Annotated in this window: 26 protein-coding genes; 14 read left to right on the top strand and 12 right to left on the bottom strand. The window is 42.9% G+C overall.

Going from position 1 to position 24,899, the window contains the following annotated elements; translation table 11 throughout:
* Nucleotides 1–311: 311 nt before the first annotated feature.
* Nucleotides 312–437, top strand: a complete 126-nt coding sequence (locus AB4135_RS05045; protein WP_020910759.1) for a hypothetical protein — start codon at nucleotides 312–314, stop codon at nucleotides 435–437.
* A gap of 70 nt (nucleotides 438–507) precedes the next feature.
* On the opposite strand, the gene AB4135_RS05040 is transcribed toward AB4135_RS05045, so the two are convergent.
* Nucleotides 508–714, bottom strand: coding sequence for a hypothetical protein (locus AB4135_RS05040; protein WP_371990849.1), 207 nt, complete (start codon nucleotides 712–714; stop codon nucleotides 508–510).
* 414 nt (nucleotides 715–1,128) lie between these two features.
* Between AB4135_RS05040 and AB4135_RS05035 the strand changes: the two genes are divergently transcribed.
* Nucleotides 1,129–2,736: a mechanosensitive ion channel family protein gene (locus tag AB4135_RS05035; RefSeq protein WP_371990847.1), complete on the top strand. Its 1,608-nt coding sequence runs from the start codon at nucleotides 1,129–1,131 to the stop codon at nucleotides 2,734–2,736.
* Nucleotides 2,737–2,801: 65 nt separating this feature from the next.
* Here AB4135_RS05035 and AB4135_RS05030 read toward each other — a convergent pair whose 3' ends face one another.
* Complete coding sequence (locus AB4135_RS05030; RefSeq protein ID WP_371990846.1) at nucleotides 2,802–4,514, bottom strand: formate--tetrahydrofolate ligase; 1,713 nt, start codon at nucleotides 4,512–4,514, stop codon at nucleotides 2,802–2,804.
* 140 nt (nucleotides 4,515–4,654) lie between these two features.
* On the opposite strand from AB4135_RS05030, the gene AB4135_RS05025 reads away from it, so the two are divergent.
* Nucleotides 4,655–5,545: an aldo/keto reductase family oxidoreductase gene (locus AB4135_RS05025; protein WP_371990844.1), complete on the top strand. Its 891-nt coding sequence runs from the start codon at nucleotides 4,655–4,657 to the stop codon at nucleotides 5,543–5,545.
* 62 nt (nucleotides 5,546–5,607) lie between these two features.
* Here AB4135_RS05025 and AB4135_RS05020 read toward each other — a convergent pair whose 3' ends face one another.
* Nucleotides 5,608–6,441 carry a MaoC/PaaZ C-terminal domain-containing protein gene (locus AB4135_RS05020; RefSeq protein ID WP_371991066.1) on the bottom strand — a complete coding sequence of 278 codons (834 nt, stop codon included), beginning with the start codon at nucleotides 6,439–6,441 and terminating at the stop codon, nucleotides 5,608–5,610.
* Between the two features lie 130 nt (nucleotides 6,442–6,571).
* A complete protein-coding gene (locus AB4135_RS05015; protein WP_371990842.1) occupies nucleotides 6,572–7,456 on the bottom strand; it encodes a TraB/GumN family protein in 885 nt (294 codons plus the stop codon).
* Nucleotides 7,457–7,500: 44 nt separating this feature from the next.
* Between AB4135_RS05015 and AB4135_RS05010 the strand changes: the two genes are divergently transcribed.
* Together AB4135_RS05010 and AB4135_RS05005 are read left to right on the top strand one after the other, a co-directional pair.
* On the top strand, nucleotides 7,501–7,812 hold the full coding sequence (locus AB4135_RS05010; protein WP_371990840.1) for a prephenate dehydrogenase: 312 nt from the start codon (nucleotides 7,501–7,503) through the stop codon (nucleotides 7,810–7,812).
* A gap of 162 nt (nucleotides 7,813–7,974) precedes the next feature.
* On the top strand, nucleotides 7,975–9,717 hold the full coding sequence (locus AB4135_RS05005; RefSeq protein WP_371990839.1) for a GGDEF domain-containing protein: 1,743 nt from the start codon (nucleotides 7,975–7,977) through the stop codon (nucleotides 9,715–9,717).
* 30 nt (nucleotides 9,718–9,747) lie between these two features.
* On the opposite strand, the gene AB4135_RS05000 is transcribed toward AB4135_RS05005, so the two are convergent.
* The gene (locus AB4135_RS05000) at nucleotides 9,748–10,287 is read right to left on the bottom strand and encodes a DUF3016 domain-containing protein (protein WP_371990837.1); all 540 of its coding nucleotides are present in this window, start codon (nucleotides 10,285–10,287) and stop codon (nucleotides 9,748–9,750) included.
* Between the two features lie 518 nt (nucleotides 10,288–10,805).
* Here AB4135_RS05000 and AB4135_RS04995 point away from each other — a divergent pair.
* Nucleotides 10,806–11,111: a hypothetical protein gene (locus AB4135_RS04995; protein WP_371990835.1), complete on the top strand. Its 306-nt coding sequence runs from the start codon at nucleotides 10,806–10,808 to the stop codon at nucleotides 11,109–11,111.
* Between the two features lie 288 nt (nucleotides 11,112–11,399).
* The gene (locus tag AB4135_RS04990) at nucleotides 11,400–11,708 is read left to right on the top strand and encodes a hypothetical protein (RefSeq protein WP_371990833.1); all 309 of its coding nucleotides are present in this window, start codon (nucleotides 11,400–11,402) and stop codon (nucleotides 11,706–11,708) included.
* A gap of 55 nt (nucleotides 11,709–11,763) precedes the next feature.
* Here the strand turns inward: AB4135_RS04990 and AB4135_RS04985 are convergent, their stop codons facing one another.
* On the bottom strand, nucleotides 11,764–12,273 hold the full coding sequence (locus AB4135_RS04985; protein WP_371990831.1) for a DUF4240 domain-containing protein: 510 nt from the start codon (nucleotides 12,271–12,273) through the stop codon (nucleotides 11,764–11,766).
* A 171-nt stretch (nucleotides 12,274–12,444) separates the two neighbouring features.
* Between AB4135_RS04985 and AB4135_RS04980 the strand changes: the two genes are divergently transcribed.
* From AB4135_RS04980 to AB4135_RS04960, 5 genes are all read left to right on the top strand, one after another.
* Nucleotides 12,445–12,831 (top strand): hypothetical protein, encoded by a 387-nt coding sequence (locus AB4135_RS04980; RefSeq protein WP_371990830.1) that lies wholly within the window; start codon nucleotides 12,445–12,447, stop codon nucleotides 12,829–12,831.
* A gap of 86 nt (nucleotides 12,832–12,917) precedes the next feature.
* A complete protein-coding gene (locus AB4135_RS04975; protein WP_371990828.1) occupies nucleotides 12,918–13,715 on the top strand; it encodes a response regulator in 798 nt (265 codons plus the stop codon).
* 137 nt (nucleotides 13,716–13,852) lie between these two features.
* On the top strand, nucleotides 13,853–14,125 hold the full coding sequence (locus AB4135_RS04970) for an HU family DNA-binding protein (protein ID WP_020910742.1): 273 nt from the start codon (nucleotides 13,853–13,855) through the stop codon (nucleotides 14,123–14,125).
* A gap of 241 nt (nucleotides 14,126–14,366) precedes the next feature.
* Nucleotides 14,367–15,062, top strand: coding sequence for a TorF family putative porin (locus tag AB4135_RS04965; RefSeq protein WP_371990826.1), 696 nt, complete (start codon nucleotides 14,367–14,369; stop codon nucleotides 15,060–15,062).
* A 468-nt stretch (nucleotides 15,063–15,530) separates the two neighbouring features.
* Entirely contained in the window at nucleotides 15,531–15,710 is a 180-nt protein-coding gene (locus AB4135_RS04960; RefSeq protein WP_044555588.1) for a hypothetical protein, read from the top strand.
* Between the two features lie 77 nt (nucleotides 15,711–15,787).
* Here AB4135_RS04960 and AB4135_RS04955 read toward each other — a convergent pair whose 3' ends face one another.
* The 5 genes from AB4135_RS04955 to AB4135_RS04935 form a co-directional block, all read right to left on the bottom strand.
* Entirely contained in the window at nucleotides 15,788–17,158 is a 1,371-nt protein-coding gene (locus tag AB4135_RS04955) for a sodium:alanine symporter family protein (protein ID WP_248974515.1), read from the bottom strand.
* 248 nt (nucleotides 17,159–17,406) lie between these two features.
* The gene (gene arsJ / locus AB4135_RS04950) at nucleotides 17,407–18,615 is read right to left on the bottom strand and encodes an organoarsenical effux MFS transporter ArsJ (protein ID WP_371990824.1); all 1,209 of its coding nucleotides are present in this window, start codon (nucleotides 18,613–18,615) and stop codon (nucleotides 17,407–17,409) included.
* A gap of 125 nt (nucleotides 18,616–18,740) precedes the next feature.
* On the bottom strand, nucleotides 18,741–19,754 hold the full coding sequence (locus AB4135_RS04945; RefSeq protein ID WP_371990822.1) for an ArsJ-associated glyceraldehyde-3-phosphate dehydrogenase: 1,014 nt from the start codon (nucleotides 19,752–19,754) through the stop codon (nucleotides 18,741–18,743).
* A 106-nt stretch (nucleotides 19,755–19,860) separates the two neighbouring features.
* Nucleotides 19,861–20,886, bottom strand: a complete 1,026-nt coding sequence (gene arsB / locus AB4135_RS04940) for an ACR3 family arsenite efflux transporter (RefSeq protein WP_371990820.1) — start codon at nucleotides 20,884–20,886, stop codon at nucleotides 19,861–19,863.
* Between the two features lie 49 nt (nucleotides 20,887–20,935).
* A complete protein-coding gene (locus AB4135_RS04935) occupies nucleotides 20,936–21,280 on the bottom strand; it encodes a metalloregulator ArsR/SmtB family transcription factor (RefSeq protein ID WP_371990818.1) in 345 nt (114 codons plus the stop codon).
* Between the two features lie 181 nt (nucleotides 21,281–21,461).
* Between AB4135_RS04935 and AB4135_RS04930 the strand changes: the two genes are divergently transcribed.
* Nucleotides 21,462–22,715 (top strand): alpha/beta fold hydrolase, encoded by a 1,254-nt coding sequence (locus AB4135_RS04930; protein WP_371990816.1) that lies wholly within the window; start codon nucleotides 21,462–21,464, stop codon nucleotides 22,713–22,715.
* A gap of 68 nt (nucleotides 22,716–22,783) precedes the next feature.
* Here AB4135_RS04930 and pmbA read toward each other — a convergent pair whose 3' ends face one another.
* The gene (gene pmbA / locus AB4135_RS04925; protein WP_371990814.1) at nucleotides 22,784–24,124 is read right to left on the bottom strand and encodes a metalloprotease PmbA; all 1,341 of its coding nucleotides are present in this window, start codon (nucleotides 24,122–24,124) and stop codon (nucleotides 22,784–22,786) included.
* A gap of 171 nt (nucleotides 24,125–24,295) precedes the next feature.
* Between pmbA and yjgA the strand changes: the two genes are divergently transcribed.
* Entirely contained in the window at nucleotides 24,296–24,838 is a 543-nt protein-coding gene (gene yjgA / locus AB4135_RS04920) for a ribosome biogenesis factor YjgA (RefSeq protein WP_371990812.1), read from the top strand.
* Nucleotides 24,839–24,899: the final 61 nt, after the last annotated feature.

Raw genomic sequence — 24,899 nt, 5'->3', positions numbered from 1 at the left:
CATGAGCGGACGCTGCAAATGACAGGCACAAGAATACGGCAATAAGCCCTATTGCGAGTTTCTGCTTTACGCTACTCATTCGAATCAAAGTGTTAACCTTGTTTGTTAAAAAACCCGCCAATTTTATTAACTTCGTGGTTTAAGTCAAGCGTTGTGAGGTAGAAAACGTTACAAACTGTTTGTGATATATATCACTTAAACTTGAATGACAATTAATACTGTCTTAAGCTCATACAGCTAATATAACTGCAGTAAAATGCATTCATAGTGATATGAAACAAGAGTTTATTTATTAATAAGGCGCAAATATCATGCTTGAACTTCTTCGCTCGAACTTAAAATTTCTTATTTTGACATCGCTATTTTTTATTGTGGTACTTGGCGGTATTTACTATGTTGAAGCAGCGCTAGAAGCGCAAGTGCAAGTTATCGACTAATACGTCGCTATTACCGAGTTAGCACTTTAACACTCACAGTGCTAACTCTATTGCATGAGCCACATAGCCATTAACGGTATTTCTGCCGCTCTGCGCTGTTATCAACTTGCTCTGGCGCTTCGGTGACCTTCATATGATCCATCATATGGCTGACCAGAAGTAACATCACTGCAAATATCGCAACAGGTATACAGATATTGCGAATACTCTCATCGAAATATCCCCATACTATTGCCATAAAGCCAATATAGAACCCGGCCATTTTTACTCGCGCCATTGGCGCACTCTTTCCTAACCATGCATCGCAAAGTGGACACTGGATCTCCCCACTCAAGCCTTTACCTCTTTGGTTGACTATTTTGTCGATTGCGAAAGACTTAGAACAATGGGCACATATCAAAGCTGTTTCTCTCTATCATTAGTTAAATTAGTGACATGGATAACGACGCTAATTAAGAATCAGTGTGGGCTATAAATCGGCGGATAATTCTAACAGATTAGCCACTCACTCAGGGCTTTATTTTGCTTATTATTACTAGCAATTCAACCACGCGAATCGATAACAGTAATTAAGTCGCTACCATTAACAAAAGTCTATTGGCCTTAAATTCATTAACACGCCTGAATTGATTACCTATTTAATATAATTGGTATAATATTGTTACTTTAGGGAACAAATGGATGTTTACAGATGCAAAGACTGCTGACGCAACTGATCTTTATCAGCTTATGCTTTTTCTCCGCCATCATATCTGCAAATGATGAGCCGCTCATAACTGAGCTAAACAAAATTCAAAACGCTATTAATAGCGATGCTAAGGTGCTCACAGAGACTAAAGGCGAGATAAAATCTTTTCTTGAATATCGCATTAGCCGTAATGCCACTTTACTCCAGGAAAAACTCAAAGAGCAGATTCAAGCAACGCCACCTAATTTGGAGCTACTCAAACCCTATATTGTTAAGCAGCTTGCGTTTACTAACTTAGTTGAAGACTACTTTAACGAGCAAAAGAAAACGTTAATGAGCCAGGTTGGCGCTGACAATGATCGTAAGATAATGTTGCAACTGATCCACATACAGCGAGAACAAGACAAGCTATATGTCGCAGAAAAGCAGTTAATCGACTGGGCTACCCTGGCCGGTGTCGATGTAGCTGAAAAGAACCAGCAGTTCATTGCCGCACTCGTTAACAGAGCCGACGATTTAGATAGCTTTGTCCATTACAACCAGTCTCGGCTCACTCAAGCCGTTGCAGATGTAGCGGTAGCAGGCAAAGACGTCAGTAGTGACCAAACGATAATAGTGGTTGAGCTTAAAGAGCGCCTAGATCAAAGCTCTTCCAGTTTATCGATTGCGATAGGGCTACTTGATCAATTGGGTCAAGACACCGCCATGTATAAACAAACCCTATTTAGTATCTCTGGCGATATTACTCAAGATGTCCTTAACTTCGATGTTGCCAGTAGCCTTCTTAGTGAATGGATGTCAATTGCCAAAACCCAAGCTTTAGAAAATGGTGCGAGTATTATTTTCAAGCTCATCATTTTTAGCTTAATTCTATTTCTATCAAGTTTGGTCGGCAAAATTGTTAAGCGTGTAGTTCAAAAAACTGTCAGCAACTCTAAACTTAAATTTAGTTACCTACTGCAAGACTTTTTTGTTTCTATGGTGGGCAAAGCAGTTTTTGCATTAGGCTTATTGATCGGTCTGTCGCAGCTTGGATTTGAATTAGCACCGCTATTGGCAGGTTTTGGTATTGCTGGTGTGATTATAGGTTTCGCGTTGCAAGATACCTTATCTAACTTCGCGTCTGGCATGATGATCCTGATTTACCGTCCTTTTGATGTCGACGATCTGATTAGTGCAGGCGGTGTTACAGGGCGAGTCAGCCATATGAGCTTGGTATCCACCACGATTAAAACCTTAGATAACCAACGACTCATCGTTCCAAATAACAAAATCTGGGGCGACACCATTAACAACATCACTGTTGAGCATCAGCGCCGCGTCGATTTAACTTTTGGTATTGGTTATGGCGATAATATCGAACATGCCGAAAAAGTTTTAACCGAAATAATAATGGCTCACCCCAAGGTGCTTAAAGATCCTGCGCCTATGGTTAAACTGCATGTATTAGGCGAGTCATCTGTCGACTTTATTGTCCGTCCTTGGGTTAGACCTATCGATTACTGGGATGTCTACTGGGACATTACCCGTGAAGTGAAAATGCGCTTTGACGCTGAAGGGATTAGTATTCCGTTCCCACAACGCGATGTGCATATTTACCAAACCACCTAAGGTTTATAGTTAAAAAAAAGCCCCACCAGCATGTGCTGATGGGGCTTTTTTATCCCTGATTGATTTTAGGCTAAACCCATAATCTCATCGTCAGCATCGATATCAATATTCAAGTAGCCCGGTTTAACCCCAAGTCCAGGCATTGTCATCACTTTACCCACTAGCGCTGTGATAAAACCTGCCCCCGCATTGAGTCTAAATTCGTTAATCGGCATTTCAAAGCCATGGGGCACTCCTTTCACACTCGCATCATGACTAATCGACATGGGAGTTTTAGCAATACACAATGGCAATTCACTGTAACCATTCAGCTGTAACCAAGTGAGCTGCTGCTTTGCCTTTTCTGACAGTGAAACACTAGCAGCACCATAACCAACCTCAGCTAAAGTCATCAATTTAGACTGTAACGTGTCAGTTGTTTTGTATAAACAGTTAAACTCTGACTCACACTTCGTTGCAGCATGCACCACTTTGGCCAGCTCAGTAGCCCCCTCAGCGCCATTAGCAAAGGCATCACTTATCGCACAGCCAAACGCGTTGGTCGTTGCCACCTGTGCCTTTAGCCAATCGAGCTCTTCAGCGGTGTCGGTTGGAAAGCGGTTAATCGCCACCACAACAGGTGCGCCGTACTGATGCACATTATTAATATGCCATTGTAGATTGGCAAAACCAGCCGCTAAACGAGCCATATCCGGTTTATCAACTTCGATATCGGACTCAATGCCACTATTAGCTTTCAGTGCTCTTAGTGTGACAACGACAACGGCCGCCGATGGTTTATAGCCTGATTCTCTTACTTTAATATTACTGAATTTCTCAAAGCCCATATCTGAACCAAATCCAGCTTCGGTGACCACTACATCGGCCAATTTAGCTGCAATGTTATCAGCAATAATTGACGAGTTACCGTGGGCGATATTGGCAAAGGGGCCCGCATGGATAAAGCAAGGATCCCCCGATAACGTTTGCATTAATGTAGGCTCGATTGCATCGCGCATAATGACCGTCATCGCCCCTGCAACACCGATATCTTCAGCTGTGATCGGGTTAGCATGAGTATCGAGAGCCAATACCAAACGGCCAATTCTTTGCCTAAGATCTTTCAAATCTTTGCTCAGCGCCAGAATGGCCATTAACTCAGATGCGGCGGTAATATCAAAGCCAGACCTATGCACAGGGCCGTTTACCGCACCATAACCGACCTCTATCTGCCTCAGGCTACGCTCGTTATGATCGACGGCTCTGCGCCATAGGATATTGTCAGGGTCAATGTTCACCGCCTTAAGGCCCGACTCTTTGGTAAACTCTGCCGCTCCTAATCTTGTTTCATGAAATAACCGAGCGTCTAATGCCGCAGCAGCGAGGTTATGTGCACTACTCACCGCATGGATATCACCGGTTAAATGTAAGTTCAGCTCCTCCATAGGGACGACTTGAGCATAACCACCACCAGCTGCGCCGCCCTTAATCCCAAATACAGGCCCCATACTCGGTTGGCGAATACAGCCACAGGTTTTAACCCCAATGGCATTCATTGCCTGAGTTAAACCTATAGTTGTCACCGTTTTACCTTCGCCATGAGGCGTTGGTGTCACAGCTGTCACAATCACCAACTTAGCATCGGCTTTAGCAGCTAAGCGCTTAGCAACAGATAACGAGACCTTAGCCTTATTCTTGCCATGTAAAGAGATTTCAGAATCGTTGATTCCGAGTTGACAGGCAATCTCAGTGATGGGCTTGCAAACATGAGCGCGTGAGATGTTAATATCTGAAAGCATCAGTATGTATCCACTTTTTTATTTGTTGTAGGGTAGAGTAACGAATGCAATATAGTGGATCTGAAACCGCGGTAAAATAGTGAAACAATGCTATTTTAGCTTTTCATAATCTACATCAATAAAATAGACAGGAATAGGTCATGCAAAGTAGTGAATTTCAGCTATCTCAGTTTATTGCGGGATTTTGGCGACTCGCCGACTGGCAGCTATCAGCTCAAGCACGTTTAGCTATTGTTGAGCGCTATATCGAGCTCGGTGTTTACAGTATGGACCATGCTGATATCTACGGCGGCTACCAATGTGAAACGCTATTTGGCGAAGCCTTAGCATTACAACCTAGCCTAAGAGATAATATCCAACTCATTAGCAAATGCGGCATAAAGCTGGTTACAGATAACACTCCCGATAACTATCTCAACCATTACGACACTCGTCGCCAACATATCATTCAAAGTGCAGAGACATCACTGCAAAATCTGCAAACCGATCACTTAGATCTACTGCTGATCCATCGTCCTGACCCACTGATGAATGCTGATGAGGTGGCTGCAGCCTTCGAATACCTTTACCAACAAGGTATGGTCCGTCATTTTGGTGTGTCTAATTTTAGCCCTCAACAGTTCGATCTGTTGCAATCACGCATGACGCAAAAGCTAGTGTGCAACCAAGTTGAAATATCACCAACAAACATGACCACTTTGCACGACGGTACTTTAGATCACTGCCAACAGCATAATTTAGCGCCTATGGCTTGGTCTTGTTTGGGCGGGGGCAATATATTTGAGGCTAACGATCCACAATCTTTACGATTACGTGCAGTTCTAGAAACCATTGCAGACGAAGTTGATGCAGAGAACATCAGCCAAGTGATTTATGCTTGGGTGCTTGCCCTCCCGAGTAAGCCTCATCCAATCATTGGCAGTGGTAATATGAGTCGAATTGAGTCAGCAGTGAGATCTGAACGGATGACACTAACACGACAGCAGTGGTTTAGTATTTGGCAAGCGTCTACAGGCCACGGAGTGCCATAGTATCGGCAGATTTCAGATACAAAAAAGGCGCGATAACGCGCCTTTTTTGTTTTAATTATCACTTATAAGAAGCTAATTTCACCCGTTAGGTGTGGACGGCGACCTTTTTGATCTCTTAATTCAAAAACTAAACTATCTTGCTGCTTCTCTGCCGAGAAACTAACATTGCCTGGCATAAATAGCGGCAACTTAAAAGCAACGTCAATCTTACACGGCTTATTGACGATTTCTGGCATAACTTGTGCGATACAGCGGCCTTTAGACCACATACCATGAGCCAATACCCGATCGAATCCAAATCGTTTAGACAACACAGGGTGCAAATGAATAAGATTATAGTCACCCGATGCTTTAGCGTAACGGCGGCCTAAATCTTCACTTAGACTCCAAGCTTGTGGCGCATCCCAGTTCATATCACTGGCTTTGGGTGGACGTACGCGTTTAGTTTTACCTTCAATCCGGTAAAGGTAAGTCGACAGTGACTCCCAGACGAGTTCGCCAGCAACAAACGCTTTTGAAACCAGCTCAAACTCCAGACCAGAGTCTGTCATCTGACTCGTGGTTAACGAACACTCGAAATCATAATTTTCAGTGACGCTAGATGGACGGTGTAGAGTAATACTGTTCTTGAGGTGGATCATTCCTAATAGCGGAAAAGTGATCGCTTCGTGAGTAAAAATCATTGCATGTAATCTAAATGCCATCACATACAAATAGGTAGGCGGCAAGGTTTGACCATCAAATTCAAAACCACATACTTTGGCATACTGCTCGACCTTATCTGCAGCTAAAGCCACATTGGGGCTGCTAACTTTAATCATAGGTAGCGGCTGCTCATCCCAACCAGGTTTACGCCCGAAAAATATCTTTCGATAAAGCGAAAACAGAGACGGCATAGCCTTTAAATCAATACAGTATTCTTTACTCAAACTAATCAAACCTTACATTAGAACGCAGACAAAAATAAAACGAGCCGCGGATTATACCCTAAAATTGCCAAAGCCGATAATCGGCATTAGAGGCATCTTATTTACAACGGTTTTGCCAACAGTTTTGACTAGTGACCCCCAAAGGTGCCAAATAGGCTTGTACACTCTTTTCGCCAACTAAATGTCCAGCCCCAACAACCACAAAAAGTGGTTGTTTGGTCGTTGATGAGGCCATCAACTCGACTAATTTCTTAGCCATGCCTTTGTTGCGATCCCACAACATACGCTCAACCATTTCAGTATTACCATCGCGGATCATCTCTCCTTCCATCAAGTCGGCGAGTTCAGTTTCATCACCACTTCTCCATGCCGAAATCAGTGCCAACATGTCAGAATCAGGCGCTTCTATGGCTTCACGCACCATCTCCCATTGGGTCTCAGGACTAAAAGAGGACAACAGTCCAAACTGAAACTCAGTGCTTTCTAACTCATACACTGGACGATGACCCGCTTGCTCCACCAATACAGAATCAACACCATAAACAGCGCTATACCCTAAAGCAGTGTATCGTCCGATACTTAACTGCATCGATTGCAACCAAGGCGCATAACTGCTTAATGCAGTACACAAGGCTGCCTTATCCTGACAATAAGTCGCTAGCACTTGTTTAGTATCATCATCCATAGGTAATGCCTCGGCGCCGTATTTCTGTAATAGCGCAGCCACGTTAGCGCCTCTAACATCAGCTTCAACCACTAACGCTTTAGATTGTAAGAATGCGTGTTCAATTTGATCAGCAAACGGATAAAAATCAGCTTTTCCAATATGGATAGAGCCAAGAAGGTAGGCTGTTTGTCCTTGGTAATGAATTTGATAGAACGGTGGTTTATCGGAGGGTGCAGCGCTAACAAACGTTGCCAACAATAGACTGGAAAGGCTCACCAGCGATAATAAAGTTTTCTTGATACTTGTTGCCAACATACTTGCCCCTTATAATTCAGCAAATTTAAAAATGAGAGGCTGTTATGCCACACACACAGGTTATCGAACAATTAAAAGCCAGTTTGCAAACCGCATACCGCCAAGCTATCGATGCTGACACCAGACTTGATGAGCTAAAAAAAGCCGGTCACGTTAAGTTTGACACAATCTTTACCAAGGACGAGGGCTTTTCTACTACCAGCAATCGCTTTCAACCCTATGTACAAGAACTTGCCGCAGAGATGGAAGCCATGACTCAAAACACTGACACTATGGCGCAAGCGCTTGAAGGTTATGTGCGTAAGCTTGGCCTATTATTACAAACTATGCAGGCTTTTAAATCTAACGCCAAATAGTACAGCAAGATCAGTCCATTAATCTCCTCAAAGACAACTTTAGTATATTGAAGTCATGAGGCTAATTTGTTGATGGATTGATTTTTGTCATCTAAATGTCACTCTAACGTCATACAATTTTCTACCTCTTAGATGCTAAGCATTAGATATTAGGTAGAAGATATGACCGCTATTGATCTCAAAAAAGAACTCGCAAAAATAATCGAGCGAGAAAAAATCAAAGCGGTTTTTCAACCCATCTGTAACATATCAACCCATCAAATTCATGGCTATGAAGCCCTCAGTCGTGGTCCAGAGCACAGTCCGCTGTACTCTCCTGTACCACTATTCAAAACTGCGGCCTATGAAGGTCGGCTATCAGAACTTGAGAGTTTATGCCGGCGGATATCTATCCAGCAATTCAAAAATGGCGCTTTACCGGGCAAGCTGTTTATCAATATATCTCCAAAAGCCCTGCTTGAACCCAATCACGCCAAAGGCCTCACATTAAGCCTAGTACAGGATTTAGGGATCCATCCTTCACAAGTTGTCATCGAGTTGTCAGAACAATACCCGGCTGATGATATCGACTTACTTAAGTCCTGTTTGAATCATTATCGTAGCCAAGGTTTCTTGACGGCGATTGATGATTTGGGTGCGGGGTATTCAGGCTTAAGGTTATGGTCTGAACTAGCACCTGACTATGTCAAAATTGATCGGCACTTTATCGATTCCATAGACTCATCGCCTGTTAAGCAGGAGTTTGTGCGCTCCATAGTCGATCTGTGCCAGAACCTTAGCTGTAAAGTTATCGCTGAAGGCATAGAGACAGAAAAAGAGCTGGCCGTATTAAAACAGCTCGGCATTATTTATTGTCAGGGCTACTTACTTGGCCGCCCTGAAGCGTCACCGAAAACATCTATTCCACTGGCAGCGAGCATTGAACCAATCAGCCATCATGTAAGGTTTGCTGATTCAGCAGAAAGCCTAAGCTGTAGCGCGATAACTTGTGATTCAGGAACTAAACTAAAGCTAATTGGCGAGCAGTTTATCCAACAGCCTGCCTTACAGGCGATAGTGGTTATGGATAAACTACAAGTCATTGGTCTCATTGCACGTGCACATGTCATCGAGCTTTTCAGTACCCCTTATGGTCGATCACTGCACGAGCACCAAGCTGTCGACACTATTCTCGACAGCAACGTCATCCAAATAGAAGCCCACCAGCCTTTGTCGCAGGTCAGCCAACGGTTAACGTCAGACTCAACAGGACTTGTTGCGCAGCAATTTCTTATATTAAAACAAGGTCGATTATTAGGTATCGGCCATACCAAAGATCTTTTAGCACAGATCACCGAACAAAAGATCACTGTTGCACGTCATGCAAATCCATTAACAGGCTTACCTGGTAACATCCCAATCCAAGAAGAATTACAGCGATTGAGGATACAGAAAAAACCATTCTACTTAGCTTACTTCGACCTATCGAATTTTAAACCCTACAACGATAACTATGGTTTCTGCCGTGGTGATGAAGTCATCATGGAGGTGTCTCGATTATTACAGCAACAGCAAAATAGCCACAACTTTGTCGGTCACGTCGGAGGGGATGACTTTGTAATAATTAGTACTGCTGATGATATTCAGCAGCAAGCACTTAGCATCATTGAAGCGTTTGAAGCGGTAAAGTCACTGTTTTACTCAGATAAACACTGGCTCGCTCAGCGCATGCTGGCGGAAGATAGAAAAGGGGTGACTTGTTATCACGATTTAATTGCTTTAACGGCTGGCGTACTGCCACCATTTGTCACCTCAAACTGCAATGAACATCAACTTTCAGTCTATAGTGCACAAGCTAAAAAACAGGCTAAACAAGCCTGTAGCTCATTTAGCCTATTCCAGTTACAACAAGAAAAAAGTGCTTAGTATTTAAATGCTAAACATGATTAGCGATAATCAAATCTTAGGTGCAACGGTATCTTTTAACCAAGATTTCAATAGTGCATTTTCATAGCGATTTGGCCTGCTATTGCTCTTGTTGATTGAGTACATAAAGTTCAGGTCTGTGAGCTTCTCATCGCCCGCAATGATCACTTGTTCACCTTCGGTGACTTTATAACTAAAGGTGATGCGCGGTGGATAGAGATCTTTAACGACTCGAAGATCATTTGTCGTCGCCCCAAATGTAGGCCTAACATCACCAGCTAAATCTAGATCAGTTACCACCATTTCTAGCTTTTGATTTGGCTTTAGAATTTTAGCCGCTTCTTTGTTTAGGTTTTTAGTCAGCTCCTTAAAAGTTCGAGCTTCAAAGCGAGATTGAATATCACCGCTCGACTTAACATCGCGAAAGCTTTTAGGATCTTGCCACTCAACTTTCACAATACCATCTTCAGTAACCGGGTTTTCTACGGCTTCATCTGCTGCCATTGCCGATGTGGTTACCACTGAACCTGATAACATTAATCCTGCAACGAGTAAGTATTTTAAATTCATATATTGGCTCCACAGTTAAACAAAGGGTATGTTCTATTTCTCAAGTATAAGCGCCTTTAGCTGAATCACTGCTTAATATGAAACATCCAATATTCAGCCAGTCTTATATTAGTAGACCACACTATATATCGATTTGTTGCATCAATCTGTATCAGTTCACGATTAGACAAATTGGGTAGAACAACAGTTTGCATTCTCAAGCTTAAATATTATCCTGTCAGTAACAGCTTATACCCGTTCTACCTGAAGATGCAGGATTCAGTGGGAATTTAATGGACTTTAATCACGGCATTGATTGCAACGAATGGTCATTCCCTTGGTAAAATCAATAACACTGAGTAAAGTCCATTAAAGCCCATCAGCGAGGGCTTTGTGCCAGCCCACTTCGTTGTTGCATTCACTTAAAAGGGAATAACCATTTCTACGTTAATGCGCCTAGAATTGAACTGGCACAATGCCTCTGAAACGAGCATTTTCAAGTAGAACGGGTATACAATCTATGTCAATTGGATTTTTTCATGCAAAAGTTTGCTCCTGTCATTTTAGTGATCGCTATTTTTTCTGCCCTCGTCTGGGCTATCGTCAGTATCAATGAGTCAGAACAGAGCTCCTCTTATGAGACTTGGTCCTCTTTCGTATATAAGAGTGGCTATAATTCGGGAGGATACGATAAAAAAGACAACTTTGATGATTACGCTAGCTGTAAGGCATTCTCTCAACAGCAATCTAAACAACTGAATAATGCAACTTGGGAGTGTGGCCTTAATTGTACTTTTGATTCAATGCGCCAGGGATTTCATTGTGAAACAATGACTAACGAATAAAAATGTTAACGTAATTGATGTCCCATAATCTCTAATCGTAACAATTATCAGTTACTAACAAAAAACAGATAAATATTTAAGTAGCTGTTTTTATTCTCATTTGCACACTCCAAGTATTAAACAACCCTCTGCTCACTTTTCGTTCAGCTTTGGTACATGAAGTATTCGATAACATACGTATCAAGCAAACGCATCCCCAGAGGAAAACCTCTTAGCTCAGTCGCAATATGCACAAGTTAAGAGAAAGCAGTTCCTATGCTGGTCACTAATTAATACTTGGAGTCAAATATGAACTACTCAAACATTACAAAACTGCCGTTTTCAGGTCGTATAGCATTTATCGCTGCAATACTTTTCTCATTCAGCTTCATTGGTCAAGCGAACGCCAACGACTTTACTCCAGCCGAACAAGCTGCAGTCGACGGACACTTTGAAATCCTGGCACAGCAGCAAGCTCAATCAGACCAAGAGCTAGAGAGTAAACTTCAAGCTCAGTTTGACGAGCAGGTAAGTGACTCAGAAGAAGAGTTTATGGAGCTAACGTGTGAAGCACACGGTTATGACTTCGACAGCGAAATTAGCGCTTGTACCGACTAAGTATCGCGATACAAAAAACGAGGCCTTGCCTCGTTTTTTGTCTCTTACTACCGTCTTAAAATGGAAAAGCGGCGCTCAATAATGGATAGTTAGCCTTGAGCTGCTTTTTCTTATGAGAGAATTTCTTACCCACTGGTGACGCTTGGCCTGATGGCACATAGGGAAGTTCATCATCGGCGCGCTCTTCATACAGTTGACCGGCGATCAAATCGTATTCATCTAAAAATGGATAAGCATAGCCATCTTTCTCTGGCCACTCCGTCAAATGTCCAAGCTCGTCTGGTGACTCTACAACTTTGTCGTACCAGTCCTTACCTAGAGAGATCAGAAAGCACCTAAACTCAGCAAAGGCATATTCTGAATCGCAACCTGTGATGATGTAAGCTGCGCCCCAAACAGCCCAAGAATAACTGCGGCGCATCTGCTGACCGAAGATTTTATCAAAATCACGCAACTCTTCGTTACTTAAAAGTGCCAACTTCTGTTTCAATACTTCAGCTAAATCGGTTTGATTTTGCGAGGGAGAAGTTCGGCTAACCAGTTCCCAAAACTGTGACTCTGTCATTGTGCTCTCTAAAAATGCGGTGGCTATAGCGCTATTCTAGCGTAATCCTCGATAAAAGAGTTAGCTCTGCCATTAAAACTACAAGGATCCCCACTAGACTCACTGCGTTGATTTTTTTACACTCACAGCGGTCTACACATAACCGCTTTATACAACAAAGTTAGGAAGCCAATGAAGAAGCCTCACCCCATGCTGGCAGTGTTAATGTTTATCTATGTCCTGCTAGCTTTTGCCGCTCTATGGCGCACCGCGACAACCCAATCTTATGACCTGTTCACTTTAGGCGTTTTCCCAGTGCTATACGGGCTTATAATGCGCCGCTATTGGGCGGCTGTAGTACTCAAAATATATTTGGTAATTCAGACTGTAGCACTATTAGCGTTAGCCACCGCAGCCGTTATTGCTTACCAAATTACTCCAGAAGATGTAAAAGTGATTTTTCAAGGGCGTGATATTCCTATTAGCGCGATAGTTATCTCAGCATTGGTTGCTATGAGCTTCCAATATTGGATTGCCTTTAGCCAGAAGACGAAAGATTATTTAAAACAAGAAGAATAAGTTTCAATTTAACAAGGATTACTGTCGTATTATAATGCGGCGGATAGCCATAGAACTAATAATAACGATAAGTGGTAAAGCTAAATATGAGCGATTTACAACCCAGTGAACTGTCGATACTGCTCGTTGAGCCTTCTGATACTCAGCGAAAAATCATTGCAAACCGATTAGAGCAAGAGGGTGTCAAACAGATCCAAACTGCTACAAATCTTGAGCAGGCACTTGATATAATTAAACGCCACCAGCCGGATCTCATTGCCAGCGCAATGCACTTTGAAGATGGTACAGCCCTAGAGCTGCTAAAAACGCTCAAGTCGACAGAGCAATTTAGTGATATTCAGTTCATGTTAGTCTCTAGCGAGTGCCGCAGAGAGCAACTAGAAAACTATCGGCAATCTGGTGTTGTGGCCATACTGCCAAAGCCATTTACTTCGAGCCATCTTGGAAAAGCACTCAACGCAACGATTGATCTACTCAGCCACGATGAATTAGATCTGACGCATTTCGATGTACAAGATCTACGAGTACTGGTGGTTGATGACAGCAAAATGGCAAGAAATGTCATTAAGCGTACAATTACCAATCTTGGTTTACGTATGATTACCGAAGCCCAAGACGGCCAAGAAGCGATTGAGATCATGCAACAGCAGATGTTTGATCTAGTGATCACCGATTACAATATGCCCAGTGTTGATGGATTGGCACTAACACAATTTATTCGCAACGATAGCGAGCAATCTCATATTCCGATTCTGATGGTGTCATCAGAAGCCAATGACACCCACTTAAGTAACGTGTCACAAGCAGGAGTCAATGCGCTATGTGACAAACCGTTCGAGCCTCAAGTGGTCAAACAAATCCTGTTTCAACTGCTCGAAGAGTAGAAAAATTGAGAAATCGTTCCTATTTTTGACTTTAAAGGCTATTTCATAGGCTTAAAGCGCTTTTCAAATGCAAAAGCTTGTGGCATGTTAGATAGCGCTACTAACAAATAAATCTACGGAAAGAAGAGACGATTCAAATGAATAAGACTGAACTTGTTGCAAAAATGGCTGAATCTGCGGAATTAACGAAAGCTGAAGCCGCACGTGCATTAAAATCTTTTGAAGAAACTGTTGCAGAAGCGATGAAGAATGGAGAGAAAATCTCTATTGTTGGTTTTGGCTCTTTTGAAACTTCAGAGCGTGCAGCTCGCACAGGTCGTAACCCACAGACTGGTAAAGAGATCCAGATCCCAGCGGCTACAGTACCTAAGTTTAAAGCGGGTAAAACGCTTAAAGATAGCGTTAACTAATCACAATCTCTGTGATTAATATAAAACCTCCTCTAAGGAGGTTTTTTTATGCCTGCAGAAACCTATCTTCCGCTTCAATATTGCACTAAACCAGTGCCTCTTGCCCTAAATTGACTCAAAATAGACATTTCATAACCAATAAAACTACCTAAAGCAATGTTTTATAATATGAAATTTTCTGGCTTGGTCCTTGCTTTATCCTCTATGACAATGACAAAAATGATAATCTTAGGGGAAGAGAATGAACAAGCTATTATTTGGTACTGCTGTTATCACCACAACTTTACTACTGAGTGCTTCAGCACATGCAGCGGTCGAAGCCAACATTGGAGCGACATCTAACTATTTGTGGCGCGGTATAACTCAAACAGATGATGCTGTCGCGGTGCAAGGCGGAGTCGATTACAGCCATGATGCCGGCTTCTATGCGGGTACTTGGGCTTCTAATGTCGACTTTGGCAATGAAACCAGCTATGAAATTGATTTTTATGCAGGGTTTGCTGGCAGTATTGGTGATGAGTTTGGTTACGACATTAGTTATCTTTACTACGCATATCCAGATGCTAATGACAGCGTTGATTTCGGTGAAGTGACGCTAGCAGCCAGTTGGAAATGGATTGAAGTAAGCTATGCCCATGTCGTCAATGCAGGAAGTGATGTCACTGGCGTCCCAGCACTTGATGAGAAAGATATGGGTTACCTGCAAACCACTGTCACTTTGCCATTATCAGACACTTTATCAGTTGCTGCCCACTACGGTTACTCAACGGGTGATGTGGTAACGGCTTGGTATGGCACAGATAACTATGCTGACTACTCACTTTCACTAAGTAAAGATACAGATTTTGGTACTGTCTCCTTTATGGTGAGTGATACCGATCTTGAAGAAGATGATGCAAAAGTTTTACTCGGTTACAGCTACAGCTTTGACCTCTAGTCACCAAGCTTAGCGCAAACAAGCATCAATTCAGGGTGTTTTTGGCAAGCTAGTGCAAAGTGAAAGCATGATGCAGTGGGCTCCCATTGCATTTTCATTCAATGCATAATCAGCTCTGGCAACCCAAAGCGCCCTCCTAGCTCGCGATCTTAGCGGTAAACTCAACTGAATCAGTCCGAGGTTAAATCTAAAACAACCTAATGTACCGTTATTTAATTTCACTAAAACTCACATTAAGTAGTATTTAAAACCATTCAATGGACCAAACTGTAATTTTGTTACATAGATCGCATATTTTAATTTAATTGCCTGCTAAATTCCTTCTTAAGCGCTCACTAATGTGGCGGTAAACTCCGCTAAAATGAGCACGATAAAATCTGTTATTAACCTATAAGTATCAATAACATTCTCATTATTCGGCAATATAAAATGCCAAGAGGATGGATACTTCTTAAAGAGGAATTCGTGATGGCTCAGATACTAGATTTTGTGCCCAACGATGCAGAAATTGAAGCGTTAACAGCCCCTAAAAACAAAAAGGCAGCTGATGATTTAGCGCACAAGAAAGATGTCAAAAAACGCTTAGAAGCCTACTTAGAAAGAACCCAGCTAAAACAAGCAATGGGTGATGATGAGTTTTGGGCTTGATACCGAAGAGGTAAGCGCAACAAAAAGCTCCTGAATTACATCCAGGAGCTTTATGAATCAATCAGCCTCACCGCAAACTACGACTCAGCAGCTTCCGTTTCACGCTTCTTAAGAAAGTACTCTCTTGTCAGCGCAAACACTACTGGGCTTAACAACGCCAAAGCGATTAAGTTTGGTATCGCCATCATTGCATTTAACGTATCTGCAAGTAGCCAAATAAACTCTAAAGAGCTTACTGCGCCTAAAGGTACCACTATCACCCAAAGGATCCTAAAAGGCTTAATTGCTTTTACACCAAATAGAAACTGCACACACTTCTCACAATAGAAGCTCCAGCCCAAAATAGTGGTAAATGCAAAGACTGATAGGGCTATTGCAACGACATAATTACCCAGTGGAAAAGCATGGGAAAATGCAAAAGAGGTCAATGCTGCGCCGTTTTCACCTGATGTCCAAGCGCCAGAGACAATGATAGCTAAGCCGGTAATGGTACAAACGATCAAGGTGTCGATAAAGGTACCAAGCATAGCCACTAACCCCTGAGCCACAGGGTTATTAGTTTGAGCTGCTGCGTGTGCAATCGGCGCACTACCAAGGCCTGCTTCGTTGGAAAACACGCCCCGTGCCACACCAAAGCGAATTGCCGCCCATACAGCTGCACCAGCAAAGCCACCTTGCGCAGCAACAGGATTAAATGCACTGTGGATAATCAATTCAAATGCTGCCGGAATTTCTGCTGCATAAACCACTAATACCGCAATACCTGCCGCGATATAAAAAATTGTCATAATAGGTACAAGCTTACCGGCAACATCAGCAATGCGCTTAATACCGCCCATTAATACTGCACCAACTAAGACCATCAATACCAAACCAGTAACCCATGTCGGTACGCCAAAGTTACTGCTTAATGCATCAGCCACTGAGTTAGCCTGTACAGTATTACCAATACCGAAACCCGCTAGAGAACCAAATAGAGCAAACGCTGTACCTAACCAAGCCCACTTTGAACCTAGGCCATTCTTGATGTAGTACATTGGGCCACCCACGTGGTTACCATTGTCATCCACTTCACGATATTTAACCGCTAATACCGCTTCGGCAAACTTGGTGGCCATGCCGACTAACGCCGTACACCACATCCAAAATAGCGCCCCTGGTCCACCAATAAAAATGGCGGTTGCAACACCAGCAATATTACCAGTACCAATAGTTGCTGATAGCGAGGTCATTAGCGCGTTAAACGGGCTAATCTCACCTTTCATGTTTTTGTCTTTATCAGGAATACGGCCTGACCAAAGCAGTTTAAAACCAGTGCCTAGTTTTAAGATTGGCATTAAGCGTAAACCAAAGGTGAGGAATAAACCCACGCCTAAGATCATGACTAGCATAGGGGTACCCCACACTACACCGTTGATCATGCCAACAAATTCAGTAATAGCTTCCATTCAAACCTCGTTGATACAGATTATTTATAGTTATTTTTTATCGTTTTATTTTTATGTAAGGCTTTTTGATCTTCTCCATAACTAGAGCAAGGTCAAAAGGTCCTAATGTAACGTGACCTGAGTCAACAAAATACATCGAACAAACAGAGTACAACGAAATGTTCACCTTTGAAAAGGCCACATGAGAGAAAGGCGCTTGAAGATTATGATATTAGCACCCGAAGACGCTATTAGGTTCTAGCGGTTGATTACCTTCTTGGCAACTTAAAAGAGATAAGCCAAGTCAGTAGTAATAAGGCTGTAGAAATAGCTAAACACGCCCCTAGCCCAGCAACTTGATATACCCAGCCAGACAATATGGTACCAATAAGCCTTCCCATCGCATTCGCCATATAATAAAAGCCAATATCGAGAGAAACGCCATCATCCCCCGCGTAACTGACAATCAAATAGCTATGCAAAGAAGAGTTGATTGCAAACACAACACCGAAAACCAACAACCCAATAATTAACGCAACTTGGGGAGCAACCCAAGAGGTATAAATAGCCAAGGTTAAAAGTGCGGTAATCAATGCCAGCAATCCAGCCCAGATAGTTGCGACTCTGCCGTCAGGGATAGTTTTTCTAGCCGTTAACGATGGCGCGATAGATTGCACCATCCCATAAGCTATCACCCACAGAGCGAGAAAAGCGCCAACACTGCTGTGATCCCATCCTAACTGGCTGGCAAGAAACACCGGCAGTGCAATGACAAACCACACATCTCTAGCAGCAAATAGAAATAACCGCGCAGCAGAGAGAATATTAACTTTATCACTCTTAGAAAAAATCTCAGTAAACTTGGGTTTAGACTTCGCTTTACCTAAATCAGCTTTTAAACTCACTAGGCTGCCAAGCCAAACAAGTAACAAGGCTGCAGCCATAATGGCGATGGCACCAGTAAAACCAGCAACACTGAGCAATACCCCACCGAGGAAGAACCCTGCACCTTTTAGCGCATTTTTCGATCCTGTTAACATGGCTACCCAACGATAGAGTTTATCTTCGGCGTCTTTGGGTACCAAAGTTTTTATCGCACTTTTGGCACTCATTTTATTGAGATCTTTAGCTATTCCAGACAGAGCCTGCGCAGCCATCACCCAGGGTACGGTCAGCATTGCTGCTGGTAGCAGTAACATAGCAAGTGCCGCTATTTGTAGCCCCAAGCCAATATTCATAGTGCGATTAAGCCCAAGCCTTGCCCCGAGCCAACCACCGACTAGGTTGGTAATAACACCGAAAATTTCATAGAACAAAAACAACATTGCAATGGCAAGAGGTGTATAACCTAGGTCGTAAAAGTGCAGCACCACCAGCATGCGCAGCGCACCATCGGTGAGCGTGAATGCCCAGTAGTTAGCAGTGACTATTAAGTACTGCCGAATACTCTCAGGTAAAGCACGATATTTTGCTAACACGTTTATCAACTTAATGACTACCTATAAAAAATCAATCAACTGAATGCGTAATCCAAGAAATATGAATGAGCAGAATACTCGCTTTTCCATTTTAGCTCATACCTGCTCTTCCCACTTTTCGCTCCCTAACCTTGCAGGTCTTGTTTCCCAACCATAATGGCCAATTCAGCGGTGCGATTTGCATAACCCCACTCGTTGTCGTACCACACATAGAGTTTAACTTGAGTACCATTAACAACCATGGTCGATGGTGCATCAATAATGCTCGAACGAGGGTCAGTTTTGTAATCGACAGAAACCAAAGGACGCTCTTCAAAGCCGAGAATGTCTTTTAGCTCACCCTGCGCTGCTTGCTGTAGCAATGCATTCACTTCTGCTTCAGTGGTATCGCGCTCGACTTCAAAGACACAATCGGTCAACGAGGCATTGGCAAGTGGAATACGAACAGCATGGCCATTTAATTTACCTTTTAGCTCAGGGAAAATATGAGTAATCGCCGTCGCACTGCCGGTAGTTGTCGGGATAAGGCTCAAACCACAAGCGCGTGCACGCCTAAGGTCTTTATGGGGCGCATCTAAAATCGTCTGCGTATTGGTGATGTCATGAATGGTCGTCATCGAACCGTGCTTTATGCCTATTTTTTCATGAATAACTTTTACCACTGGCGCCAAGCAGTTAGTGGTGCAAGATGCTGCGGTCACGATCGGATGAATATCTTTGTTATACAGTTGATGATTCACGCCCATAACGATATTAAGCACCCCTTCCTCTTTAACGGGGGCTGTCACCACGACTCTTTTAACACCTTGATCTAAGTAAGCCTGCAATAAGGCTTTGGTCTTCATCACCCCAGAGGCTTCTATCACTACATCACAGCCCGACCAATCAGTAGCCCCAATAGTGCTATTACGACTTGTCGCAATAATATGCTCACCAATAACAATATTGTCACCGTCTGCGGTGGCTTCTTCAGACCAGCGGCCGTGGATCGAGTCAAAAGTCAGTAGATGGGCTAATGTCGCCGCATCGCCTGCGGGATCATTAATCTGTACAAATTCAACATCGCTATGATGCCAAGCTGAACGTAGTGCTAAACGCCCCATTCTACCGAAGCCATTAATACCAATTTTGATTGTCATAGTGATCTCTTAACCTATTATTTAATCATGTAAGTAGTGCTAGCCTTCGAGTCCATACTCAAGCCTAGCTTGCAAAACTATTTTTAAATTACTCGGTGATAATGGCTTAAGCCTCATCAGCAAACATATGTCGACTGCGATTAGCGATTGCCACCAGCGACAACATCACAGGCACCTCTACAAGCACACCAACCACAGTGGCTAGTGCTGCACCAGAGTGTAGCCCGAACAAGGAGATAGCGACGGCTACTGCTAGCTCGAAAAAATTGGAAGTGGCAATCATGCATGCAGGCGCAGCAATTTTATGAGTTAACTTGAGCTTTCTAGCAGCGTAAAAAGCGACAAAGAAAATGCCATAAGTTTGGATCATTAATGGGATTGCGATGAGAAATATATCTTGTGGCTGCGCAATAATGGTCTCAGCCTGAAAGCCAAATAACAATACCACCGTTGCTAATAATCCAACCATTGACCAAGGTTTTAAGTTAGCAACAAATGCATTCAGTTGAGCATCACTGCCCTTTTTTTGTAATAGGTGCCGAGTAATAGCACCTGCCACTAATGGTAAAACCACATACAAGCCAACAGATGACAATAGCGTTGCCCATGGCACTTGAATATCACTGACGCCCAGTAACAGCGCAGTGATAGGTGCAAAGGCGACCACCATGACCAGATCATTCACCGATACTTGCACTAGCGTGTAATTAGGGTCACCTTTAGTTAACTGGCTCCAAACAAAGACCATGGCAGTACACGGCGCCACCCCAAGTAATATCATTCCGGCAATATATTCACTGGCTGTTTGCGGATCGACAAAATCGACAAAAAATACCTTGAAAAAGAGCCAACCTAACGCCGCCATGGTGAAGGGTTTAATTAACCAGTTAATCACCAAGGTCAGTATTAATCCTTTCGGGCTCTTACCCACATCCTTCACTGCTGAGAAATCGATCTGCACCATCATCGGGTAGATCATGACCCAGATCAGCACCGCAATAACCAAATTAACATGGGCATACTCAAGCCCTGCAACAATGGCAAAAGAGTCTGGAGATAAGTTGCCTAAAACCACACCAGCCACAATTGCGAGTCCAACCCAAACACTTAAATACCGCTCAAAAATACCCATTACATCTGACCTAATTTAAAATAGTGAAACAGCATAAAAAAGCTGCCTGCTAGCAGCATTGTTTAGTGCGCTCAGGACGATCGCCCATTTGTTTAAGCTGACTTAAGTTTTCTTTGATAATCTCATTTTGCTGTTTTGCTAACGTCGTTAAGATCTCACTTGCCCACGCAGGTAGCTCTGGATTAACTCGATAAAAAACCCATTGGCCCTGGCGTCTATCAACCAATAACCCAAGCTTGCGCAGTTGTGCTAAATGGCGAGATATTTTAGGTTGGATCTCATCAAGCGCCGTCATCAATTCACAAACACAAAGCTCTGTTTCTGCTTGTATAAGCAACAAACTGCGTAGTCGAGTGTCGTCGGCCATCGCCTTAAAAAACGTTAAAGGTGTCATTATCATTACTCGAAAAGTATAAGTACCCAAGACAGAATATACGGAAAATAATATATATGTTTTCCCGTATATTCAAGTTTGGATTTGAAAAATGATGAATTCGCTGTGAAAATTTAGCTTTAGATCAGTTTGCTGCTAAGTTATCTATATGATTTATAAAAATTGTATTCATGTCACCGCAATGAAAATAACAAAAATGCTTTTAGCTGTAGCACTCATTAGTGTAGTCAGCGGCTGCGCCAATTTTAGAGATCTAGCTGAAGAGGTCGACTTACTTGAGCAGGTTTACGTCGAGTATCAGGTTAATATCGAGTCGATGCATCATGTTGAATCTTATGTGCTAGTGCTATTACAGCGAGTCGATGCTGAGACTATTGATGGCTACGAAGTCGTTATTGGCAACAAACAGATCACCGTAACAACCGATACTCTGAGTCAATATCTATTTACTTTCAACGATGTAAATCATGACTTGCGCTTTCAAGTGGGCGAAGCTTTTTCAATTACCGAATTGGCGGCAAATAGTGATAGCACAGAACTGACAATAACACTCAGTGAGACTGGAGACATTCCGCCAACTGCACTGATTGATAGGCCACTCGTTAACCTAGTCAACGTAAAAATTAGCCCGGCTAAAATAGGTGAACAAGCTCAGCTAAGTGACGAAAAATTCGATCGCGGAGCGGCTAAGCTTGGTATGTGGAAACCCGTGACTCACCTGCTTGAGGGTAACAGTGGCGTGTTCTTTCTTGATGAATTTGATAGCAACAAAACCCCTATTCTTTTTATTCATGGTATGAATGGTACCGCCAGAGACTTTGCCCCACTACTTGCCAAAATCGATAGACAGAAGTATCAAGTTTGGGTGATGAACTACCCCAGCGGTTTACCGCTTGAATTACTAGCCAATGGCGTCAACAGCCTAATTAAAATTATCGACTATCGCTATGACGTAAAAACTCTGCACTTAGTGGCTCACAGCATGGGCGGCTTAGTGGCTCAAGCTTACCTCGACCTTTGCCGAAACCAATTAGGCTGTAATGATATTGCCAGCTTTACTTCAATATCGAGTCCTTTTGGCGGGGTCAGATCAGCTCAAAGCGGCATTGATTATGCCCCAGTTGTTATGCCTGCATGGTGTGACTTAGCGCCGAGTAGTGATTTTATTGCCAAGCTATTCTCCACTAGCAAGCTTCACTCTACAACACCGCCACATCTACTTATTTTTGGCTATAAGATGAGTGGAATTCTAAACCAAGAGAGCAGCGATGGTGTTATTAGCCTAGAAAGCCAACTGAGCGATAAAGCCCAAAAGCGGTCTGCCAAAATTTATGGATTAAATGAAGATCATGTCAGCATTCTGAGTAATGAGCAGTTAATCCAAACACTCGAAAGCTTTTGGCTTGAGAGTGAGATTGCCCACGCCGAAAGATAACGACAAAAAAGGCTTCCAAAGGAAGCCTTTATTTTCAAGTATAACGGGGATAACTACCAACTAATAACCTAGCTGCCGGCAATCTTCATTTTATCCATCAAAATTCCGCCTGTGCGAATTGATGAGCGAAGATCTCTATCTTTTGCCACTGCAACAATATTGCTATACATATCTTTTAGATTGCCAGCAATGGTGATCTCTTCTACTGGGTATAAGATAACGCCATTCTCGACATAAAAGCCTGCAGCGCCTCGTGAGTAATCACCGGTAACCGTGTTAACGCCTTGCCCCATTACTTCAGTGACAATCAGCCCTGTGCCCATCTCTTGAACGAGTTGGTCAAATGTTTGCCCTGTAGATGAAAGTGTCCAGTTATAAATCCCACCCGCGTGACCCGTGTTGGTTAGCCCTAGCTTTCTAGCAGAGTAACTTGTTAGCAGATACGTAGCTAAACGACCATTGTCGATGATTTTACGCTCTTGAGTGCCAACGCCTTCACTGTCGTAGGCTGCACTGGCTAGTGCACCTTTTAACAGTGGTTGCTCTTCGATGCTAAACCAATCGGGAAAGACTTGAGTATCAATTGCATCTAATAGGAAGCTGGATTTACGATAAATACTGCCACCGCTAATAGCGCCGACTAAATGCCCCATCAAGCCTGTTGCTATCTCAGGCGAAAACAGTACTGGTAACTCAGTAGTAGAAATTTTGCGGCCACCTAATCTGCTGGCAGTCTTAGTCGCGGCTTTGTTACCAACCAAGTCAGGCGCCAACATATCACTGTATTTTCGAGCAACGGTATAGTCGTAATCACGCTGCATGCCGTTATCGTTTTCGCCGATTGCAACACAACTTAGGCTATATCGAGAGCTACAATAGCCATGTAAAAAACCATGACTGTTACCGTAGACTTTAACACTTGAATGAGCGTTAGCGCTGGCTCCATCTGATATCTGCACTCGCTCATCAGCATCAAGAGCAGCTTCTTCAGCCAATATAGCAATACGCGTTAGCTCTTCAGGCGAAATCGTCTCAGGATGATAAAGGTCAAGATCAGGAAACTCCTTCGCCATCAATGACTTTTCAGCAAGTCCATTAAAAGGGTCTGCAGAGGTAAAGCGAGCAATATCATCAGCCGCTTTTACCGCTTGCTTAATTGCAGCGGGACTGAGATCTGAGGTTGAAGAGCTGCCCTTACAACCATCTCTAAATAACGTGATCCCCAAAGCACCATCTTTATTAAATTCAACCGTCTCAACTTCTTTCATACGAGTTGAAACAGAGAGGCCTTGCTGCTTGCTAATCGCAACTTCTGCGCCTGAAGTGCCTAAGGTCTTGGCATAATCCAGCGCCATTGAAACAGCTTCTTTAAGGGGAACTAATTCGATATCAATGCTAGGTGAGGACACAAATCTACTCTTCAATAATCGGTAATGACATAAGCATAACAAACCCAAAAACCAATCACATTAAATAACTTTAGCTTTTAAAGGCCGCTCATCAAGTTAGACTAAAAATTGACAGGTCAACTGGCTTTAGAAATGTTATTATTATCTTAGTATTTGTAAGAGATTTAAGATATGAAGATTGTCGGTGACTCAGAACACTTCCACCAGCCCTATGACAAAAATGATGATTACGAAAGCAGAGCAGATGCTAAGCGTGAAATCGTCATCTATCAAGAACTAGGTAAAAAGTTGATTTTACTTAGTAAAAGTCAGATTGAGAGACTCAATCTAGATGAAATAGTTTATGACAACGTATTAAAAGCGAAGACGATAAAGATCAACACAGAAGCCTATCGTCGTCACCTGCAGTATATTGGTAAATTGATGCGCTACGTCGACATTGAAGAGCTACAGCTCGCAATGAAAAATGTATTGAATCAAAACAGCAATGAAAGCGCTAAAACTAACGTTGCAGACAAGACTCGCGATCAGCTGCTAAATGAAGGCGATCCTGCTGTTCAAGCATTAATTGAAAAGCACCCACAGCTTGATAGACAGAAGTTGCGTCAGTTTGTACGTCAGACTAAGAAAGAACTGACTAAAAATGCTGATATCACTCTGTCGAAAACAGCGAAAGAGTTAAGTAAATATTTACGTAACGAAATCACAGAATAGTCGTCAGCTCTAGACATTAGTCCTCTGAATAAGTAGCTTGTTCAGAGGGCTATTTTTTGGT

Source organism: Shewanella sp. 10N.286.54.B9 (genome assembly GCF_041468565.1).
Taxonomy (GTDB): domain Bacteria; phylum Pseudomonadota; class Gammaproteobacteria; order Enterobacterales; family Shewanellaceae; genus Shewanella.
Note: the sequence above shows the minus strand (reverse complement) of the source record. Positions and strands in the feature narration are given on the sequence as shown.

What these genes read in the sequence shown, in the direction of transcription:
- AB4135_RS05010 (WP_371990840.1), top strand. Translation starts at nt 7,501, where the DNA reads ATGCCACACACACAGGTTATCGAACAATTAAAAGCCAGTTTGCAAACC.
- AB4135_RS04935 (WP_371990818.1), bottom strand. Translation starts at nt 21,280, where the DNA reads ATGACACCTTTAACGTTTTTTAAGGCGATGGCCGACGACACTCGACTA.
- AB4135_RS05025 (WP_371990844.1), top strand. Translation starts at nt 4,655, where the DNA reads ATGCAAAGTAGTGAATTTCAGCTATCTCAGTTTATTGCGGGATTTTGG.
- arsB (WP_371990820.1), bottom strand. Translation starts at nt 20,886, where the DNA reads ATGGGTATTTTTGAGCGGTATTTAAGTGTTTGGGTTGGACTCGCAATT.
- AB4135_RS04955 (WP_248974515.1), bottom strand. Translation starts at nt 17,158, where the DNA reads ATGGAAGCTATTACTGAATTTGTTGGCATGATCAACGGTGTAGTGTGG.
- AB4135_RS04965 (WP_371990826.1), top strand. Translation starts at nt 14,367, where the DNA reads ATGAACAAGCTATTATTTGGTACTGCTGTTATCACCACAACTTTACTA.
- AB4135_RS05015 (WP_371990842.1), bottom strand. Translation starts at nt 7,456, where the DNA reads ATGTTGGCAACAAGTATCAAGAAAACTTTATTATCGCTGGTGAGCCTT.
- yjgA (WP_371990812.1), top strand. Translation starts at nt 24,296, where the DNA reads ATGAAGATTGTCGGTGACTCAGAACACTTCCACCAGCCCTATGACAAA.
- AB4135_RS04985 (WP_371990831.1), bottom strand. Translation starts at nt 12,273, where the DNA reads ATGACAGAGTCACAGTTTTGGGAACTGGTTAGCCGAACTTCTCCCTCG.
- AB4135_RS05020 (WP_371991066.1), bottom strand. Translation starts at nt 6,441, where the DNA reads ATGCCGTCTCTGTTTTCGCTTTATCGAAAGATATTTTTCGGGCGTAAA.
- AB4135_RS04970 (WP_020910742.1), top strand. Translation starts at nt 13,853, where the DNA reads ATGAATAAGACTGAACTTGTTGCAAAAATGGCTGAATCTGCGGAATTA.
- AB4135_RS05000 (WP_371990837.1), bottom strand. Translation starts at nt 10,287, where the DNA reads ATGAATTTAAAATACTTACTCGTTGCAGGATTAATGTTATCAGGTTCA.
- AB4135_RS05040 (WP_371990849.1), bottom strand. Translation starts at nt 714, where the DNA reads ATGGCGCGAGTAAAAATGGCCGGGTTCTATATTGGCTTTATGGCAATA.
- AB4135_RS05030 (WP_371990846.1), bottom strand. Translation starts at nt 4,514, where the DNA reads ATGCTTTCAGATATTAACATCTCACGCGCTCATGTTTGCAAGCCCATC.
- AB4135_RS05045 (WP_020910759.1), top strand. Translation starts at nt 312, where the DNA reads ATGCTTGAACTTCTTCGCTCGAACTTAAAATTTCTTATTTTGACATCG.
- AB4135_RS05035 (WP_371990847.1), top strand. Translation starts at nt 1,129, where the DNA reads ATGCAAAGACTGCTGACGCAACTGATCTTTATCAGCTTATGCTTTTTC.
- AB4135_RS04990 (WP_371990833.1), top strand. Translation starts at nt 11,400, where the DNA reads ATGAACTACTCAAACATTACAAAACTGCCGTTTTCAGGTCGTATAGCA.
- AB4135_RS04980 (WP_371990830.1), top strand. Translation starts at nt 12,445, where the DNA reads ATGAAGAAGCCTCACCCCATGCTGGCAGTGTTAATGTTTATCTATGTC.
- AB4135_RS04930 (WP_371990816.1), top strand. Translation starts at nt 21,462, where the DNA reads ATGAAAATAACAAAAATGCTTTTAGCTGTAGCACTCATTAGTGTAGTC.
- AB4135_RS04945 (WP_371990822.1), bottom strand. Translation starts at nt 19,754, where the DNA reads ATGACAATCAAAATTGGTATTAATGGCTTCGGTAGAATGGGGCGTTTA.
- AB4135_RS04995 (WP_371990835.1), top strand. Translation starts at nt 10,806, where the DNA reads ATGCAAAAGTTTGCTCCTGTCATTTTAGTGATCGCTATTTTTTCTGCC.
- AB4135_RS05005 (WP_371990839.1), top strand. Translation starts at nt 7,975, where the DNA reads ATGACCGCTATTGATCTCAAAAAAGAACTCGCAAAAATAATCGAGCGA.
- AB4135_RS04975 (WP_371990828.1), top strand. Translation starts at nt 12,918, where the DNA reads ATGAGCGATTTACAACCCAGTGAACTGTCGATACTGCTCGTTGAGCCT.
- AB4135_RS04960 (WP_044555588.1), top strand. Translation starts at nt 15,531, where the DNA reads ATGGCTCAGATACTAGATTTTGTGCCCAACGATGCAGAAATTGAAGCG.